Genomic DNA, 17039 nt, shown 5'->3' on the forward strand with positions numbered 1-17039 from the left:
ACAGGAAGGCAAAATGAATTTTGATGAAATTTTAGACCAGTTACCCACTATCGATCATCTTACCGGTCTAAACATAAAATGCGGCGACGAGATCCTTTGGCATATTCCCGCCGCGCCCGGCAAACTAGGTTCGTTGCGTCTTTATCATGCGCTGGCGGAAAAATTCAACGGTCGATTAGATCGCACGTCGGCACAACAAGGCATAGTCTGGTTTGCCGAACATGTGCAAGATGCGAAAGCCCATCCGGGCAAACATCCGAATATTGATTTGCTGTTTAAAGTCATTGCGGAAGATCAATGCTTGTTACTCGTGCCCCTAAAAGCATAAGAAATCCGCCGAAAACGCAGGCATCACCTTCGGATAAAACAAAATACCGAGCCAACGCTCGGTATTTTTTATTTTGTTTGGTGCGCTTTTCTTCTCAACAAGAAAGACAAAATCAATACTGCCAAGGACGGAATTAGCCAAGCCATACCATCGGCATACAGTGGTAAGTGAGTGAGCCAATTCTCCAGAAACTGCGGCAGTAAATCGATATTTTTCAAGCTGTCGCAAGCGCTAAAGCAAACGGTTATGGATAACGTGAAGTAATAGCTCGCTTTAATATTCGGCAGTTTATGACGAATGATTTGTAGAAATACCAGCATAATCGCTACTGGGTAAATCAATAACAACGCCGGAATAGTGATGCGCAAGAGCTCCGTTAAACCGGTTTGCGCCACTGTTGTGGTTAAAACAGTAAAGAGCACCACCCAAAACGGATAGGATAACCGCACGTGGAATTTCGAGAAATAATCCGCACAGGCGCTAGTGACGCCGACCAACGTAGTAAGATTCGCCAGAATAATGATGCCGGCCATAATCCAAGTGCCGTCTGAACCGAACAACGCATTTACATAACGGGCGAAAATTTGTCCGCCGTTAGAGGCATCTTGCGCGACTTGCGCACTGGTCGCTCCCAAATAAAACAGAGCAAAATACAATGCAGCCAATAACAACACCGAAATAAAACCGGCGGAAATGGTATATTTCATCACTTTTTGTACGGAAGACACATTACGCACTGCCAATGCGCGCGCCACAATGCCGCCGAAAGCAATCGCCGCCAATACGTCCATCGTTTGATAACCGCTGATAAGTCCTGCCGTAATCGCCGGACCGGCGGCATAACTTTTACTCGGTTCGACGATATCAGAAAGCGGAAAAATTAATACGGTCGTCGCCACGATAAGTAACAATACCAGCAACGCCGGCGTCATAAATTTGCCCACTGTGGAAATAATGGTATTCGGACGTAGCATAAAAAGCATGCCAATAATGTTAAACAATACGGAGAAAACAAAATGCGCGGTCGCGCTGTCTTCCGTTAAATTTAGCGGCTGCCACGCCATTTCGTAAGCAACATTGGTTACCCGCGGCATCGCGAATAAAGAGCCGATGACGAAATATAAGGTGGCAAGAAACAACACCTCAGCCCATTTCGGCAAATCTCGCGTTAGCGCTTCCCCACGCCCGAGCACTGCAACAACGACCAACGTAATAAACGGCATTAACACGCCGGTGAGCACAAACCCCAAAGAAGCTGTTGCCCAGTGCGTGCCGGCAGTAAAACCTTCCATCGGCGGGAAAATAATATTCCCCGCACCTAAAAACAGCGCAAAAATCATCATGCCCAAAATGACAATATCTTTACCGGTAAACATAATTTTCTCTAGTCACAAAAAGGTGCGCCATTTTACTACAAATTCCACGCCGACCCATTACGAAAATGCAGAATTAATCAGATAGGTTTTTCAAAATTTCAACAAGACTTATGCGTTGTCGCGTTTAACATTCGCCGATTCCTTCAATGCAGGCTTCCAATGCGGTGCTGATCCGACACCTCAACTTTCTAATCGATATTTTCTGCACAGTAGAAGATTTATGGTAATATCCGGCCTTCATTAAATTTTTGTTATTTTATTTTTAATTTTTTGGAGAGATTTTAGTGTTACAGCGCATAAAACGATTTTTTCAACTTGAATCCGCCGGCGGCATCGCGCTGCTTTGTTCCGCATTTATCGCCATGGTATTCGCCAATTCGCCTTTAAACGGTGCGTACCATGATTTTCTCAACTTACCAGTGAGCGTACGAGTAGGTCTATTTTCCATCGATAAAACGTTAATTCACTGGATCAATGACGGTTTTATGGCGGTATTTTTCGTATTAGTCGGTTTAGAAGTCAAACGTGAATTGCTTGAAGGTTCCCTTTCCGACTACCAACAAGCGATTTTTCCCGCTATCGCCGCAATCGGCGGGATGCTGATTCCTGCGTTGGTTTACTTATTCATTGCCCGCCAAGATCCGACGCTCGCCGACGGTTGGGCAATCCCAATGGCCACAGACATCGCCTTCGCGCTAGGCGTTATGGCGTTACTCAGCAAACAAGTACCGTTGTCGTTAAAAGTTTTTTTACTTGCGCTCGCTATTATTGATGACTTAGGCGCCATTGTGGTGATCGCCCTTTTCTTCTCGCAGGGGTTAAGCGTGCCGGCTCTCATTGCTGCTGTCGTTGCCATCATCTTACTGTTCGCATTAAACCGCTTTAAAGTCGCCTCACTCGGCGCCTATATGCTGGTCGGTACGATTTTATGGGCCTCCGTATTAAAATCCGGCGTACACGCCACGCTTGCCGGCGTGATTATTGGCTTTTGTATTCCATTAAAAGCCGCAAACGGTAAAAAACTATTGGAAGAATTTGAACATATGCTCGCACCTTGGGCCTCTTTCTTCATTTTGCCACTGTTTGCTTTCGCCAATGCCGGCGTTAGTTTCGATGGTTTGGATTTCTCTATGCTTTCCTCGCCGCTATTGTTTGCGATTACGTTGGGATTACTCATCGGCAAACCGCTCGGCGTATTCGGCTTCAGTTACCTTGCAGTAAAACTAGGTATCGCCAAATTGCCGCAAGGCATCAACTTCAAACAAATTTTTGCCGTCGCGATGTTATGCGGCATCGGTTTCACAATGTCCATGTTTCTCGCTAGTCTCGCCTTTGATGCGGCTGCCGGAGAAAGCGTCAACGCTCTTTCGCGTTTAGGTATTTTGCTCGGCTCGACGATTTCCGCGCTTGCAGGCTATTACGTCTTAAAACAAACGACGCAAATAACAAATTAAGAGTAAAAATGCCGTTTCCATAATGTTGCGGCATTTTTGTAATAAGTAAACGACGACATCGTATAACGAAAATAGCACCGCATTGAAATCTCCAATGCGGTGCTATTTTCCGAGGACAATGGCAAAGCCGTAACGATTCGACCGTCGTTTTATACATTCACCATTAAATACGATAAGAGCGGAAATTAACCGCTCTTTAATATAAAACGCCGACCTTATAAAGTTTTCGCCAGATTCTTAATGAAGGTTTTAAATTCCTTACCAAGTTTAGCGTGACGGATACCGTACTCGACAAAGGCCTCCATATAGCCGATCTTATCACCGCAATCAAACGATTCGCCGGTCATATGGAACGCTTCCACGGTTTCTTTTTCAATCAACATATCAATGGCGTCGGTTAATTGAATTTCATCGCCTACGCCAACAGGCGTTTTTTCTAATAAATCCCAAATTGCAGCGGAGAAAATATAACGACCGACCACGGCAAGATTAGAGGGCGCCTTATCTACTGCGGGTTTTTCAACAATACTTTCAATTTTAGCGCTTTCGCCATCATGTAATTGCACACCGCCACAATCAGCAATACCGTAACTGCTCACACTTTCTTGGGCGACCGGCGCCACCATAATCTGGCTGGTTTGAGTTTGGTTAAAGCGTTGAATCATCGCCGCTAGATTTTCTTTTTTCTGATCCGCACTGAAGTCGGCCAGTAATACGTCCGGCAACACCACGGCAAAAGGTTCATCGCCGACAAGCGGACGACCGCATAAAACGGCATGACCTAATCCTTTGGCATTACCTTGACGAACATGCATAATCGTCACGTCTTTCGGACAAATAGAACGGACTTCTTCAAGAAGTTGACGTTTAACACGTTTTTCCAACATCGTTTCAAGTTCGAAAGAAGTGTCAAAATGGTTTTCGATAGCGTTTTTTGAGGAGTGAGTTACTAGCACGATTTCTTTGATACCGGCGGAAATACACTCGTTTACCACATATTGAATCAATGGTTTATCTACCAAAGTGAGCATTTCTTTAGGAATTGCTTTGGTAGCAGGTAACATACGTGTGCCTAAACCGGCAACAGGAATAATTGCTTTCATAATTAAAAATCCATTATTTAATTTGTACTAAGTTGAACCATTTGCAGGTTCATCTTGTGTCTGTTTAATTCGTTGGTAAATTTCTTCTCGGTGAACGGATACTTCTTTAGGCGCTTGTACACCGAGCTTTACTTGGTTTCCACGTACACTCAAAACCGCGATAGAAATATCATCTCCAATAAGTACACTTTCGCCAACTTTACGAGTCAAGATTAACATCTTTTATCTCCTTAGTTTGCATTTATTAGATATCCCTATCAATCAAGGAACGGTCGGCATCCCACCGACCAAGGCTTGTACTACAGATTTTCATTTAACCAGTCTTGCGCCGCTTTAATTGCTTGCGCCGCATTTTCCGGTCGGGAACCTCCTGCCATTGCCATATCCGGGCGACCACCGCCTTTACCGCCTACCTGTTGAGCCATTAAATTCACCAGTTCGCCGGCTTTTACTTTGGCGGTCAAATCACTTGTCACGCCAACGACAAGGTTGACTTTTTCATCTAAAATCGATGTGAATACAATGATGCCCGAGCCAAGTTGATTTTTTAAGTCATCAACCATAACACGGAGCGATTTTGTTTCGATTCCATTAAATTGATGTGCAATGATCGAAACGCCGTTGATTTTTATCGCACTTTTGACTAAATCAGAACCGGCCTGCATTGCCGCTTTTTCTTTCAAGCCCTGAAGTTCTTTTTCCGCTTTCTTCGCTTTATCTTGAAGTTGCTGGATTTTATCAGTGAGCACATTTACATCCGATTTCAATAATTCTGCACATTGTTCCAAAACGTGTTGTTGATTAAGCATCCAATCAATCGCATTTTCGCCGGTCACCGCTTCAATTCGACGAACTCCCGCCGCTACTGCAGTTTCCGAAATAATTTTGAACAGTCCTATATCACCGGTACGTTTTGCATGAATCCCGCCGCAAAGCTCAATGGAAAAATCCCCCATGGTCAACACGCGTACTTGATCCGCATATTTTTCACCAAATAAAGCCATAGCGCCTTTCGCTTTTGCGGCTTCAACATCCATAATATCCGTTTGAATCAAGAAATTGGCGCGCACTTTTTGATTTACGAGGCGTTCAATGTCAGTAAGTTGTTCTTTACTAATCGCTTCAGGATGCGCGAAATCGAAACGCAATGCGGAATCTGAAACCAAAGAGCCTTTTTGCACAACGTGGGTACCAAGTAATTGACGCAATGCCGCGTGTAGTAAGTGGGTTGCGGAGTGGTTAAGCGAAATTCGGTTGCGGCGCTCGCTATCCACCACCGCATTCAAAGTTTGCCCTACGGACAATGTCCCTTGTTCTAACTCACCGATATGCCCAAATACTCGACCATATTTTTGCGTATCTTTTACGTTAAATATCACGCCTTGCGCGGTTAAGTAGCCATGGTCACCGATTTGACCGCCAGACTCGGCATAAAATGGTGTGTTTTCTAACACAACCACTGCACTTTGCCCCGCAGAAATTTGTTCTACCGATTTACCATCATAAAAAAGTGCAATAATTTTCGCTAAAGACTCCGATTCGCCGTAGCCTTCAAATTTGGTTTCACCTTCGACGCGAACCACATTGTTGTAATCCACGCCAAATTGGCTGGCAGCTTGCGCACGCAAACGTTGCGCTTCCATTTCACGCTCAAAACCTTCTTCATCTATTGCTATATTACGTTCGCGACACACGTCGGCAGTTAAATCTAATGGAAAGCCATAAGTATCGTAAAGCTTGAACGCAACTTCGCCGGAAAGAATGCCATCTTTCACTTCGGAAAGCGCCTCGTCTAAAAGTGTTAAACCTCGCTCAAGCGTGCGAGCGAATTGTTCTTCTTCTAAACGTAGCAATCTCTCAACATCCGCTTGTTTGTTTTTTACGTCTTTACCGGCGTCCGCCATCACCTCAATAAGTGTTGGAACCAGTTTATAGAAAAACGCCTCTTTCGCCCCTAACAAATGACCATGACGTACCGCTCGACGAATAATACGACGTAAAACATAGCCTCGCCCCTCGTTTGACGGAATCACGCCATCAGCAATTAAATAAGCGCAAGAACGAATGTGATCGGCAATTACGCGTAACGATTTATTAGTTAAATCGGTAGAACCCACAATTTCTGCGGTTTTCGCGATAAGTATTTTGAAAATATCGATATCATAGTTTGAGTTTACGTGCTGCAATACGGCAGAGATGCGCTCTAAGCCCATACCGGTATCAACAGACGGACGCGGTAATTTTTCCATAGTACCGTCGGCAAGACGATTGTATTGCATAAATACAACGTTCCAGATTTCAATATAGCGATCGCCGTCTTCTTCTGGTGAGCCCGGAGGTCCCCCCCAAATATGCTCACCGTGATCGTAGAAAATCTCGGTACAAGGTCCACAAGGACCAGTATCCCCCATTGCCCAGAAGTTATCCGAAGCATAAGGCGCGCCCTTATTATCACCAATACGAATAATACGCTCTACCGGAACACCGACTTCTTTGTTCCAAATGTTGTAGGCTTCATCATCCGTTTCATACACCGTTACCCACAATTTTTCTTTCGGTAAACCAAGCCATTGCGGAGAAGTTAAATACTCCCATGCAAAATTAATGGCATCATGTTTGAAATAATCGCCAAAACTAAAATTACCCAACATTTCAAAGAATGTATGATGACGCGCGGTATAGCCCACGTTTTCTAAATCATTATGTTTGCCGCCGGCACGTACACAACGCTGAGCCGTTGTAGCACGTGAATAAGCGCGCTTATCTAAACCGAGAAACACATCTTTAAACTGATTCATCCCCGCATTAGTGAAAAGTAATGTCGGATCATTTTCAGGCACAAGCGAGCTACTTGCGACGACTTGATGCCCTTTGCTGTGAAAAAAATCAAGGAACGATTGTCTAATTTCTGCTGTTGTTTTCATCATAAACCTGTTGTTAAAAAAATTACTTAAAATAAACCGCCCTATTCTCACATATTTTCCTTATTTAGAGAAAGGCTTTTTACTGATGAGCGCCCACCTTTGTTTATTCTTTAAACCAGTCTTTATTTGGAGAAAATAACTTCCTTATTAAGAAATGTACTACAAAATAAAAACCGCACTTCACTACACGATTGAGAAAGTGCGGTTAAAATTTATTTATCTTTTAAACTTCTAATAAATAAATGTTACTTATTCGTCACGAAGCGGAACAACTAACATATCAACTTTAATCGTATTCATCACCTGACGTGTTGAAGACATTAATTTACTCCAAAAATCCTGATGGTGACCTGTCACCAATAAATCTACATCATATTGCTCTATCGCATCGGTAAGCACCTGACCTAAATCGCCGCTACCACTCAATTTTTCCTGAATCGGATAACCGGCATTTTCTGCGAGATCTAATAAAGCCTTTTGAGTTTCACTTGAAATGCGGTCTTGCATAGAAGACATATTCACATCAATCAATCCAGTATAAAGATCCGAAAAATTTACATCTACATGGATAATCGAAAGTTTCGCATCATTACGTTTTGCAACGCCAACTGCTTTTTTTAGCAAAAACTCACTTTCCTCGGAAAGATCCACTGCGACTAAAACGTGTTTATACATAATCGACTCCTTATCTGATTGGTTTACCCTTTTTCCGCCAGTATAGTAACACTCCAAAGATCGGAAAAACTTGCACTAGATCACATTTTGGAAAATTCTTGGTTTTTTTGCATTAAATACTCTATTTCGTCTATCTCTTTTGGTACCGCTGCCGTCAAAATTTTATTGCCATACTCCGTTATCAAAAGATTATCTTCAATACGCACACCAATACCTTGATACTCTGTCGGGATGTCCGCGTCTTTTGGAATATAAAGCCCCGGTTCTACGGTAAGTACCATACCGATTTCCAGAGTACGCCCGCGTTCCTCACCATATTCGCCGACATCATGCACATCCAATCCCAACCAATGCCCGAGCCCGTGCATATAAAATCGACGATACGCTTTTTGTTCGATAAGTTCATCTACATCACCCTGCAAAATCCCAAGTTCGATCAAACCTTGCACTTTAATGCGAATCACTTCATCATTTGCTTTTTTGATGGAAGCGCCCGGTACTAACAATTCTATGGCTCGTTTTTGCGCACTTAATACCAACGCATAAACCTCACGTTGCGCTTGGGTAAACTTGCCGTTTACCGGGAACGTGCGAGTAATATCACCGGCATACAGCGCAAATTCACAGCCAGCATCAATTAATACCAAATCACCGTCTTTCAACACTTGATCATTTTCCGTGTAATGCAAAATACAAGCATTTTCACCGCTAGCGACAATTGAGTTATAAGCCGCAAAGCGCGCGCCATGACGATTGAATTCGTGCAAAATTTCGCTTTCGATTTCGTACTCAAGGCGATTCGGGCGCGTTTCCTGCATCGCCTTGAGATGCGCTAATGCGCTAATTTGAGCCGCTTGTTGAATTAAACGAATTTCGTTGAGCGATTTAATTAAACGCATTTCGTTTACAAATGGGCGCCAATCAAGCACTTCTGCAAAATCAATGGCACTACCGGCAAGCAATTCATCCGCCCAAGGATGAAGCCCCGCCGCGTGATAAAGTACGCTCAAATTGTTGCACTCTTCGGAGAGCACCGCATTGAAATCATCAATGGAGTAAGCATCGTCGAGTGCCAATTGCTGTGGCGCGCGCTCCACGCCTAAACGACGCCCGTGCCATGTTTCCAGTAACGGATCGCGCGGACGAAGAAACATTATCGCCTTTTTCGCTTGCTCGGTGTTTATCAATAACAGCACCGCATTGGGCTCATGAAAACCGGTGAGATACCAAAAATAACTGTCTTGCCGGAAAGGAAATTCGCAATCGTTATTACGACGTTTTTCAATTTCAGAAAATACCAATAACGCCGAATTCGGCTGCATTTGCGCCCAAACGCGTCGACGGCGTTCAATAAATTCTTCTTGCGGTAATGCTGCACTATAAGCCAGATCCATTTCCCTTTTTCCTCTTAATTAATGCAACATCGGCTTTACTGTATTCGACGTTTGGTTAAACCGAATATAAAACAACGCGACAATCGTACGCACATATTCGATAATCTCTTCCAACGCTTCATTCATTTCTTCTTCGTCATCATCTTCGTCGTAACCAAGTTGACAAATCTCATGCAAATCCTGCACGGCCTCACCGATTTCGCCTTTTTCTTGTTCTAAATGTGGTTGCGCCAGGCCCAAGCCTAATAAAAAATGATTCGCCCATTCGGAAAGGCTGTCAGCGCGCGCAAACACACTTTCATTTCCCGTTAAACCCAGTTCAAAAGCAAAACTTTTGACATTAGCAAGTTCCACTGAAATTTGTTGGTAAAGCTCGCTAACCTGCGCCAAAAGTGCGGTTGGATAAGCGTGGTTATCGTGAGTCAATTGATAAAGTAACGGTTGCCAACTTTGATCTTTTATGCCACCACAAATTAAGCCGCTTAAAAAACCGTGCAGCTCGCTAGCATTAATACCTACACCGGCTGTTTTAAGTTGTTGATTTAATTCAATTTGAGAAATCGCCATTATTTGTTTCCAGAGTAAAAGTGAGCCTTAGTGTAATCCTTTAAAAATAAAAAAGCGATCGCTTTTCCTTTCGAAAAAACGACCGCACTTTTATTTCATAAGGGGGGAAATTACATCATTCCGCCCATGCCTCCCATACCACCCATGCCGGCGGCGCCTAGGTCAGCTTTGTCATCTTTTGGTAATTCAGTGACCATACACTCAGTGGTGATCATTAAGCCTGCAACGGACGCTGCAAATTGTAAAGCAGAACGGGTCACTTTAGTCGGATCCAAAATACCCATTGCGATCATATCACCGTATTGTTCAGTGCCGGCATTATAACCAAAGTTACCTTCGCCGTTTTTCACTGCATTAGCGACTACAGAAGCTTCTTCACCGGCATTTGCCACAATTTGACGTAACGGTGCTTCCATTGCACGAAGTGCTAGTTTAATACCCACATTTTGTTCTTCGTTATCGCCTTGTAACCCAGCTACTTTGTTTGCCGCACGAATTAATGCCACGCCACCGCCGGCAACGATACCTTCTTCCACCGCAGCACGGGTTGCATGTAAGGCGTCTTCCACGCGGGCTTTTTTCTCTTTCATTTCCACTTCAGTTGCCGCACCGACTTTAATCACAGCAACACCGCCGGCTAATTTAGCCACGCGCTCTTGCAATTTTTCTTTGTCATAGTCGGAAGTGGATTCTTCGATTTGTTGGCGAATTTGCGCCACGCGACCTTGAATTTGTGCTTCATCGCCGATACCGTCAATAATTGTGGTGTTGTCTTTATTGATCACAACACGTTTCGCTTGACCTAAATCTTCCAATGTCGCTTTTTCCAATTCCATACCAATTTCTTCGGAAATCACTGTACCGGCAGTTAAAATGGCAATATCTTGCAACATTGCTTTACGGCGATCGCCAAAACCCGGTGCTTTCACCGCAGCCACTTTTACGATACCGCGCATAGTGTTCACGACCAATGTTGCCAAAGCTTCGCCTTCAACATCTTCGGCAATAATTAATAACGGTTTGCCCGCTTTGGCCACACCTTCCAACACAGGCAACAATTCGCGGATGTTAGAGATTTTTTTATCTACTAACAAGATAAACGGATTATCCAATTCCACGGTAGCTGTTTCAGGTTTATTGATGAAATACGGAGAAAGGTAACCACGATCGAATTGCATCCCTTCAACCACATCCAATTCGTCTTCCAAACCGGTACCGTCTTCTACGGTAATCACGCCTTCCTTACCTACTTTTTCCATGGCTTGTGCGATCAACTGACCTACAATGCTATCAGAGTTTGCCGAAATGGTACCCACCTGTTCGATTTCTTTAGAGGTTTCACAAGGTTTGGAAAGAGATTTAAGTTCGGCAACCACCGCACTTACTGCTTTGTCGATACCGCGTTTTAAATCCATCGGATTCATACCGGCAGCGACCGCTTTTAAGCCTTCGTTTACGATAGCTTGTGCCAACACAGTCGCAGTTGTGGTGCCATCACCTGCTGCGTCATTTGCTTTGGACGCCACTTCTTTCACCATTTGTGCGCCCATGTTTTCAAATTTATCTTCCAGTTCAATTTCACGCGCCACGGAAACGCCGTCTTTAGTGATGGTTGGAGCACCGAAGGATTTGTCTAATACCACATTGCGACCTTTTGGGCCTAACGTTACTTTTACTGCATCGGCTAAGATATTCACACCGTTTAACATTTTTACACGTGCGTCATTGCCGAATTTTACGTCTTTAGCTGTCATATTTAATTTCCTTTTATTTCATAGAGCGGGTTTGTTCACCCACCTTAGTTTAAACGTTTATTTCTCGGTGAATCAGTCAGTTCACCATATATAAAGTCCAGTTATTTTTTGAAGTATCTTTTACTTATTCCACGATGGCTAAAATATCATCTTCAGAAAGAATAAGTACTTCCTCACCGTCGATTTTTTCAGTTTTCACACCGTAGCTATCGCTGAAAATCACGATATCACCGACTTTCACGTGCATTGGGTGTACGCTGCCGTTTTCCAGTAAGCGTCCGGGACCGACTGCCAACACCTTGGCACGGGTGGATTTGGTAGCAGCAGAACCGGTGAGCACGATGCCGCCGGCAGATTTCGTTTCTACTTCTTCACGTTTTAAAATGACTTTATCGTGTAATGGACGAATATTCATTGTTAATTTCCTTCTTAAAAAGTTAAAGTTTAAATGCGTCCCCTATATGAGGCGAAAAATTTACCTTTCAAGGGCAAAAATAAAAAAAATCGCCCTAAAAAAATTAATCCGAAAAATGAAAATATCTCTTGAATACCCTATTTAAAACGTGATCTTCATCAATTTTTTTCTTCGGTAAATTTCTATAATGGCAAACAAGCTAACTAACCCATATAGGTGATTAATATGACTCAATTTAGAACAGAAGTAGATTTACTTGGCGAACGTGAAGTACCGGCCGATGCTTACTGGGGAATTCATACTCTAAGAGCGGTCGAAAATTTCAATATTTCTAACGTAACGATTTCTGATGTACCGGAATTTGTTCGCGGCATGGTGATGGTGAAAAAGGCCACCGCATTGGCGAACGGCGAACTGGGTGCCATTCCAAAAGATATTTCCGAAGCCATTGTCAAAGCCTGTGACGAAGTATTAGTAAACGGCAAATGTTTGGATCAATTCCCTTCTGATATTTATCAAGGTGGTGCTGGTACTTCCGTAAATATGAATACTAATGAAGTCATTGCCAACCTTGCATTGGAAATTTTGGGTCACAAAAAAGGCGAATATAAATACCTTGACCCAATGGATCATGTGAACGCCAGCCAATCGACTAACGATGCTTACCCTACCGGTTTCCATATCGCCGTGTATAACAGCATCGTTAAACTGCTTGAAAAAGTCTCTTATTTACAACAAGGCTTTGAAAATAAAGCAAAAGAATTCGACAAAGTGTTAAAAATGGGCCGTACCCAATTACAAGATGCAGTGCCGATGACCGTCGGTCAAGAATTCAAAGCCTTTGCCGTATTAATGGCAGAAGAAGTGAGACATCTTAAAGCCGCTGCGTCCGAATTGCTTGAAGTGAATTTAGGCGCCACCGCAATCGGTACCGGCTTAAATACACCGCAAGGTTATGTACCGACCGTGATTAAATATTTATCACAAGTGACCGGATTGCATTGCAGCGGCGCAGCGCATTTAATCGAAGCGACTGCAGACTGCGGCGACTATGTTTCCGTGCATGGCGCATTAAAACGCACGGCGGTGAAATTATCTAAAATCTGTAACGACTTACGTTTACTTTCTTCCGGTCCTCGCGCAGGTATCAAAGAAATTAACTTACCTGAATTACAAGCCGGTTCTTCTATCATGCCGGCCAAAGTGAACCCGGTTGTACCAGAAGTGGTAAACCAAGTTTGCTTCAAAGTCATCGGTAACGACACCACCGTGACCTTCGCGGCTGAAGCCGGTCAATTACAATTAAACGTAATGGAACCTGTGATTGTCCAAGCAATGTTTGAATCCATTGAGATTTTAGGCAACGCTTGCGTGAACTTACGCGATAAATGCGTAGACGGCATCACTGTAAACAAAGAAACCTGCGAAAACTACGTTTACAATTCTATCGGTATCGTCACTTACTTGAACCCATTCATCGGTCACCACAACGGCGACTTAGTGGGTAAGATTTGTGCCCAAACCGGCAAAGGTGTGCGTGAAGTGGTGTTGGAAAAAGGCTTGTTAACCAAAGAACAATTGGACGACATCCTTTCCGTAGAAAACTTGATGAACCCAACTTACAAAGCGAAATTAAATAAATAAATAAATAAATAAATAATTTGTAAGCTAAACAAAAAATACGGTCAATTTGACCGTATTTTTTATTGCCCGCGAAATGAAGCGACAAACTGCCGCAAATAAGGATCCATATGAGAAAGCGCACGATAATAGGCTTCACAAAATCGATTATGCGGCGCGCCAAACCCCTCTGCAATGCGGTGCTTTGGGCAACCTCCGTGGCAAGCAAAACGGAACTTACAGGCCTGGCAACGCTCGGAAAGAAAGGACTTCATCGCGCCGAAACGTTTTTGTTGAGGCGAGTCGATAAGCAAGCGCAAAGGTGTTTCAATCAAGTTGCCGAGTTTATAGGCGGGATAAACATAGTGATCGCAGCTGTAAATATCGCCGTTTTGCTCAATCACCGGCTGATCACCGCAGGTTTCCCGAAAAATGCAAAGCCCGGGCTGCAACCCCAAATACGCCATAAACCATTGTTCAATAAACTGAATACCGATTTTTCCCACATCATAGGCATACCATTCATCAAAAACATCCACTAAAAATTGACCGTAATCTTTCGCAGAGGGCTGTTGTGGGTAATCACCCATTAGCGGAATAAATTGCATATATGGCGAGCCGATACGTTTGAGAAAACGGTAAACTTCTTTACCATATTGTACATTCAGGTTATGTACCACGGTGAGCGTGTTGAAAGGGATCTGGTAATGAATTAATAAATTCAGCGCATCCATGACTTGCCGGAAAGTTCCTTTGTCGTTTTTAGTTAAGCGATAAGCGTCATGCAAATGTTCGGGGCCGTCGATGGATAAACCGACTAAAAATTGATTATCGCGCAGAAATTGACACCAATCGGCATTCAGCAATATGCCGTTAGTTTGCAACGCGTTTTCGATTTGTTTGCCGGCGGAATATTTATGTTGAAAATCAATCACTTTCTGATAAAAATCCAACCCGGCCATGGTCGGTTCGCCGCCTTGCCAAAGAAATGTCACTTGTTGCTGAGGCGCATTTTCAAGATAAGATTTGACGTAGCATTCTAGCACCGCATCACTCATGGCACGTTGATTCAAATGCGGCTTTTCCAAATAAAAACAATATTGACAAGCCAAATTACAAATTGAACCGGTAGGTTTTGCCATAAGTTGAAATGCGTTCATAAATCATCCTTTTGATACATTCCGCATCATACAAAGAAAAATTTGTCCGAGATATGATAGCGATCATAAGCACGCCTTGCTTGTTACCTCCAGAATAGAACCGAGCCTTGAATGGAGGTAAATGATGGCAATTAGCACGATTTGTATTTTACTGATTTGCGGTCTGTTCACCAATATGGTCTCGGCGATTTTCGGCATCGGCGGAGGCGTATTGATGGTGCCGATCTTACGGACACTTTTTCCCGAATTACCGCTGCAAATGATTGCCGCCACATCACTTACGATCGTGATGTGTACGGCAACCATTAATTTGCTTTTTTTCCGTCGGCAAAAAATCAAAATTGATTACCTTAATATGTTGTTCTGGTCAATAGCCATGATTATCGGCATACAAATCGGATTTGAATTAAGTTTCTATTTTTCCAGCTTGATGATTAGCTTGGTATTTACCGTTAGTCTCAGTGCACTGGCATTAAAAACATTTTTTATGTCTTCACGCGAAGAAAGCCCGAACTGTTCCAAGAGCACCGCATTGGAACGCCTAAAAGGCGGCATCAGTTGTTGCGCAGGTGGTTTAGTTGCCGGTATTACCGGCATCGGCGGTGGTTCGATTCTGGCTCCATTGATCGGCCAACTCAAAGGTGTAAAAACCCAACAAATCGCGGTTTATACCAATTACATGATGATCATCGGCGGTATCGGTAATTTATATGCTTACCTTACGCGCGAAGTCTTATTTAACGTGACTTTAAGCGGACAATTCGGTTATGTGAATTTTCTGATTGTCGGACTGGTTACCATTGGTTCTTTTGGAATGAGTTTTTTTTCTATGCGTTTACGCGGCTTAATATCCCCTGTATTAACCCGAAAATTATTAGCAACAATTTTATTATTAATTGCCGCCTATATGTTCACATTGGAATTTTTATAAATAAACTTGAACAAAAAACCGCGCTTCGGTCACCCAAAGCGCGGTTTAATTTTTAAACGACAGTTTAAACTATAAAGAAGCTTGATCGATTGCTACACCGGCACCCATCGTGGTAGAAAGGCTAACTTTCTTAATAAAGATACCTTTGGAAGTGGTAGGCTTCGCTTTAGTTAAAGCGGCTAACAACGCTTGAAGGTTTTCTTTTAATTGTACTTCGGAGAAGTTCGCTTTACCGATAGTGGTGTGGATGATACCGTTTTTATCATTACGATAACGGATCTGACCGGATTTCGCGTTTTTCACTGCTTCAGCAACGTTTGGCGTTACGGTACCCACTTTTGGATTCGGCATTAAACCGCGCGGGCCTAATACTTGACCTAACTGACCAACAACGCGCATTGCGTCAGGAGAAGCGATAACTACGTCGAAGTTCATTTCGCCTTTTTTAACTTGTTCAGCCAAATCTTCCATACCCACTAAATCGGCACCTGCCGCTTTTGCAGCTTCGGCGTTAGCACCTTGAGTGAACACGGCAACACGCACTTCACGACCGGTACCATGTGGTAATACAGTTGCACCACGTACGTTTTGATCGGATTTACGTGGGTCAATACCTAAGTTTACTGCAACGTCAACGCTTTCAACGAATTTAGCAGTCGCGAATTGTTTTAATACGGCGATGGCCTCGTTGATCTCGTATGCTTTAGTAGAATCTACGCCAGCTTTGATTGCTTTCATTTTTTTCGTCAATTTAGCCATCGTATTATTCCTCCACCACTAAGCCCATTGAACGAGCGGTACCGGCGATTGATTTCATTTTGGTTTCGATAGTCGCACCGGTCATATCTGCTGCTTTAGTTTCAGCGATTTGACGAACTTGATCTAAAGTGACTTTACCCACTTTATCTTTGTTCGGTTTACCGGAACCGGATTTAACGCCTGCAGCTTTTTTCAATAAAACTGCTGCCGGCGGAGTTTTAGTTACGAAAGTAAATGAACGGTCTGCATATACAGTGATAACAACCGGAATCGGTAAACCTTTTTCTAAGCTCTCAGTACGCGCGTTGAATGCTTTACAGAATTCCATGATGTTCACCCCTTGTTGACCTAATGCAGGACCAACCGGCGGTGATGGGTTTGCCATACCTGCTGCAACTTGCAGCTTAACGTAGGCTTGAACTTTTTTTGCCATTTTAGTTTCCTCTGAATGGGTGATAACGCTATAAATAGCTCCCCGATGATGTTCGGCGCAACACAATATTGCACCACACAAAAATATGAGCCGGAGATCGGCTCATAAACAGGCTGCGGATTATAGTTAAAGCGCGACGAATTTTC

At 43.4% G+C, this 17039-nt stretch carries 16 protein-coding genes; 4 read left to right on the top strand and 12 right to left on the bottom strand.

What is annotated here, in order from left to right:
• The first annotated feature begins 13 nt into the window (after positions 1-13).
• Positions 14-328 (top strand): DUF2322 family protein, encoded by a 315-nt coding sequence (locus tag AB3F25_RS08400; protein WP_373603376.1) that lies wholly within the window; start codon positions 14-16, stop codon positions 326-328.
• Positions 329-396: 68 nt separating this feature from the next.
• Here AB3F25_RS08400 and brnQ read toward each other — a convergent pair whose 3' ends face one another.
• Positions 397-1704 carry a branched-chain amino acid transport system II carrier protein gene (gene brnQ / locus AB3F25_RS08405; RefSeq protein ID WP_373603377.1) on the bottom strand — a complete coding sequence of 436 codons (1308 nt, stop codon included), beginning with the start codon at positions 1702-1704 and terminating at the stop codon, positions 397-399.
• 284 nt (positions 1705-1988) lie between these two features.
• On the opposite strand from brnQ, the gene nhaA reads away from it, so the two are divergent.
• Positions 1989-3158, top strand: coding sequence for a Na+/H+ antiporter NhaA (gene nhaA / locus AB3F25_RS08410; RefSeq protein WP_373603378.1), 1170 nt, complete (start codon positions 1989-1991; stop codon positions 3156-3158).
• A gap of 215 nt (positions 3159-3373) precedes the next feature.
• On the opposite strand, the gene galU is transcribed toward nhaA, so the two are convergent.
• The 8 genes from galU to AB3F25_RS08450 all read right to left on the bottom strand — a co-directional run bounded on the left by galU (position 3374) and on the right by AB3F25_RS08450 (position 11990).
• Entirely contained in the window at positions 3374-4261 is an 888-nt protein-coding gene (gene galU, locus AB3F25_RS08415; RefSeq protein ID WP_373603379.1) for a UTP--glucose-1-phosphate uridylyltransferase GalU, read from the bottom strand.
• Between the two features lie 27 nt (positions 4262-4288).
• Positions 4289-4480 (bottom strand): carbon storage regulator CsrA, encoded by a 192-nt coding sequence (gene csrA / locus AB3F25_RS08420; RefSeq protein ID WP_373603380.1) that lies wholly within the window; start codon positions 4478-4480, stop codon positions 4289-4291.
• Positions 4481-4560: 80 nt separating this feature from the next.
• On the bottom strand, positions 4561-7185 hold the full coding sequence (gene alaS, locus AB3F25_RS08425; protein ID WP_373604357.1) for an alanine--tRNA ligase: 2625 nt from the start codon (positions 7183-7185) through the stop codon (positions 4561-4563).
• A 249-nt stretch (positions 7186-7434) separates the two neighbouring features.
• Positions 7435-7860, bottom strand: a complete 426-nt coding sequence (uspA, locus tag AB3F25_RS08430; RefSeq protein WP_373603381.1) for a universal stress protein UspA — start codon at positions 7858-7860, stop codon at positions 7435-7437.
• 80 nt (positions 7861-7940) lie between these two features.
• Positions 7941-9254, bottom strand: coding sequence for a Xaa-Pro aminopeptidase (pepP, locus tag AB3F25_RS08435; RefSeq protein ID WP_373603382.1), 1314 nt, complete (start codon positions 9252-9254; stop codon positions 7941-7943).
• Positions 9255-9272: 18 nt separating this feature from the next.
• Positions 9273-9821, bottom strand: coding sequence for a YecA family protein (locus AB3F25_RS08440; RefSeq protein WP_373603383.1), 549 nt, complete (start codon positions 9819-9821; stop codon positions 9273-9275).
• A 110-nt stretch (positions 9822-9931) separates the two neighbouring features.
• The gene (gene groL / locus AB3F25_RS08445) at positions 9932-11575 is read right to left on the bottom strand and encodes a chaperonin GroEL (protein ID WP_373603384.1); all 1644 of its coding nucleotides are present in this window, start codon (positions 11573-11575) and stop codon (positions 9932-9934) included.
• 124 nt (positions 11576-11699) lie between these two features.
• Positions 11700-11990, bottom strand: a complete 291-nt coding sequence (locus AB3F25_RS08450) for a co-chaperone GroES (RefSeq protein WP_373603385.1) — start codon at positions 11988-11990, stop codon at positions 11700-11702.
• 225 nt (positions 11991-12215) lie between these two features.
• Here AB3F25_RS08450 and aspA point away from each other — a divergent pair, with 225 nt between their 5' ends.
• Complete coding sequence (gene aspA / locus AB3F25_RS08455; RefSeq protein WP_373603386.1) at positions 12216-13634, top strand: aspartate ammonia-lyase; 1419 nt, start codon at positions 12216-12218, stop codon at positions 13632-13634.
• A 59-nt stretch (positions 13635-13693) separates the two neighbouring features.
• Here the strand turns inward: aspA and AB3F25_RS08460 are convergent, their stop codons facing one another.
• Entirely contained in the window at positions 13694-14770 is a 1077-nt protein-coding gene (locus AB3F25_RS08460) for an anaerobic sulfatase maturase (protein WP_373603387.1), read from the bottom strand.
• 124 nt (positions 14771-14894) lie between these two features.
• Between AB3F25_RS08460 and AB3F25_RS08465 the strand changes: the two genes are divergently transcribed.
• Complete coding sequence (locus AB3F25_RS08465; protein WP_373604358.1) at positions 14895-15701, top strand: sulfite exporter TauE/SafE family protein; 807 nt, start codon at positions 14895-14897, stop codon at positions 15699-15701.
• A gap of 69 nt (positions 15702-15770) precedes the next feature.
• On the opposite strand, the gene rplA is transcribed toward AB3F25_RS08465, so the two are convergent.
• Together rplA and rplK are read right to left on the bottom strand one after the other, a co-directional pair.
• Positions 15771-16460 carry a 50S ribosomal protein L1 gene (gene rplA, locus AB3F25_RS08470; RefSeq protein ID WP_373603388.1) on the bottom strand — a complete coding sequence of 230 codons (690 nt, stop codon included), beginning with the start codon at positions 16458-16460 and terminating at the stop codon, positions 15771-15773.
• Between the two features lie 4 nt (positions 16461-16464).
• Complete coding sequence (gene rplK, locus AB3F25_RS08475) at positions 16465-16893, bottom strand: 50S ribosomal protein L11 (RefSeq protein WP_373603389.1); 429 nt, start codon at positions 16891-16893, stop codon at positions 16465-16467.
• Between the last annotated feature and the right edge of the window lie 146 nt (positions 16894-17039).

This window comes from Aggregatibacter sp. HMT-949, from assembly GCF_041734645.1.
In the GTDB taxonomy this organism is placed as follows: Bacteria; Pseudomonadota; Gammaproteobacteria; order Enterobacterales; family Pasteurellaceae; genus Rodentibacter.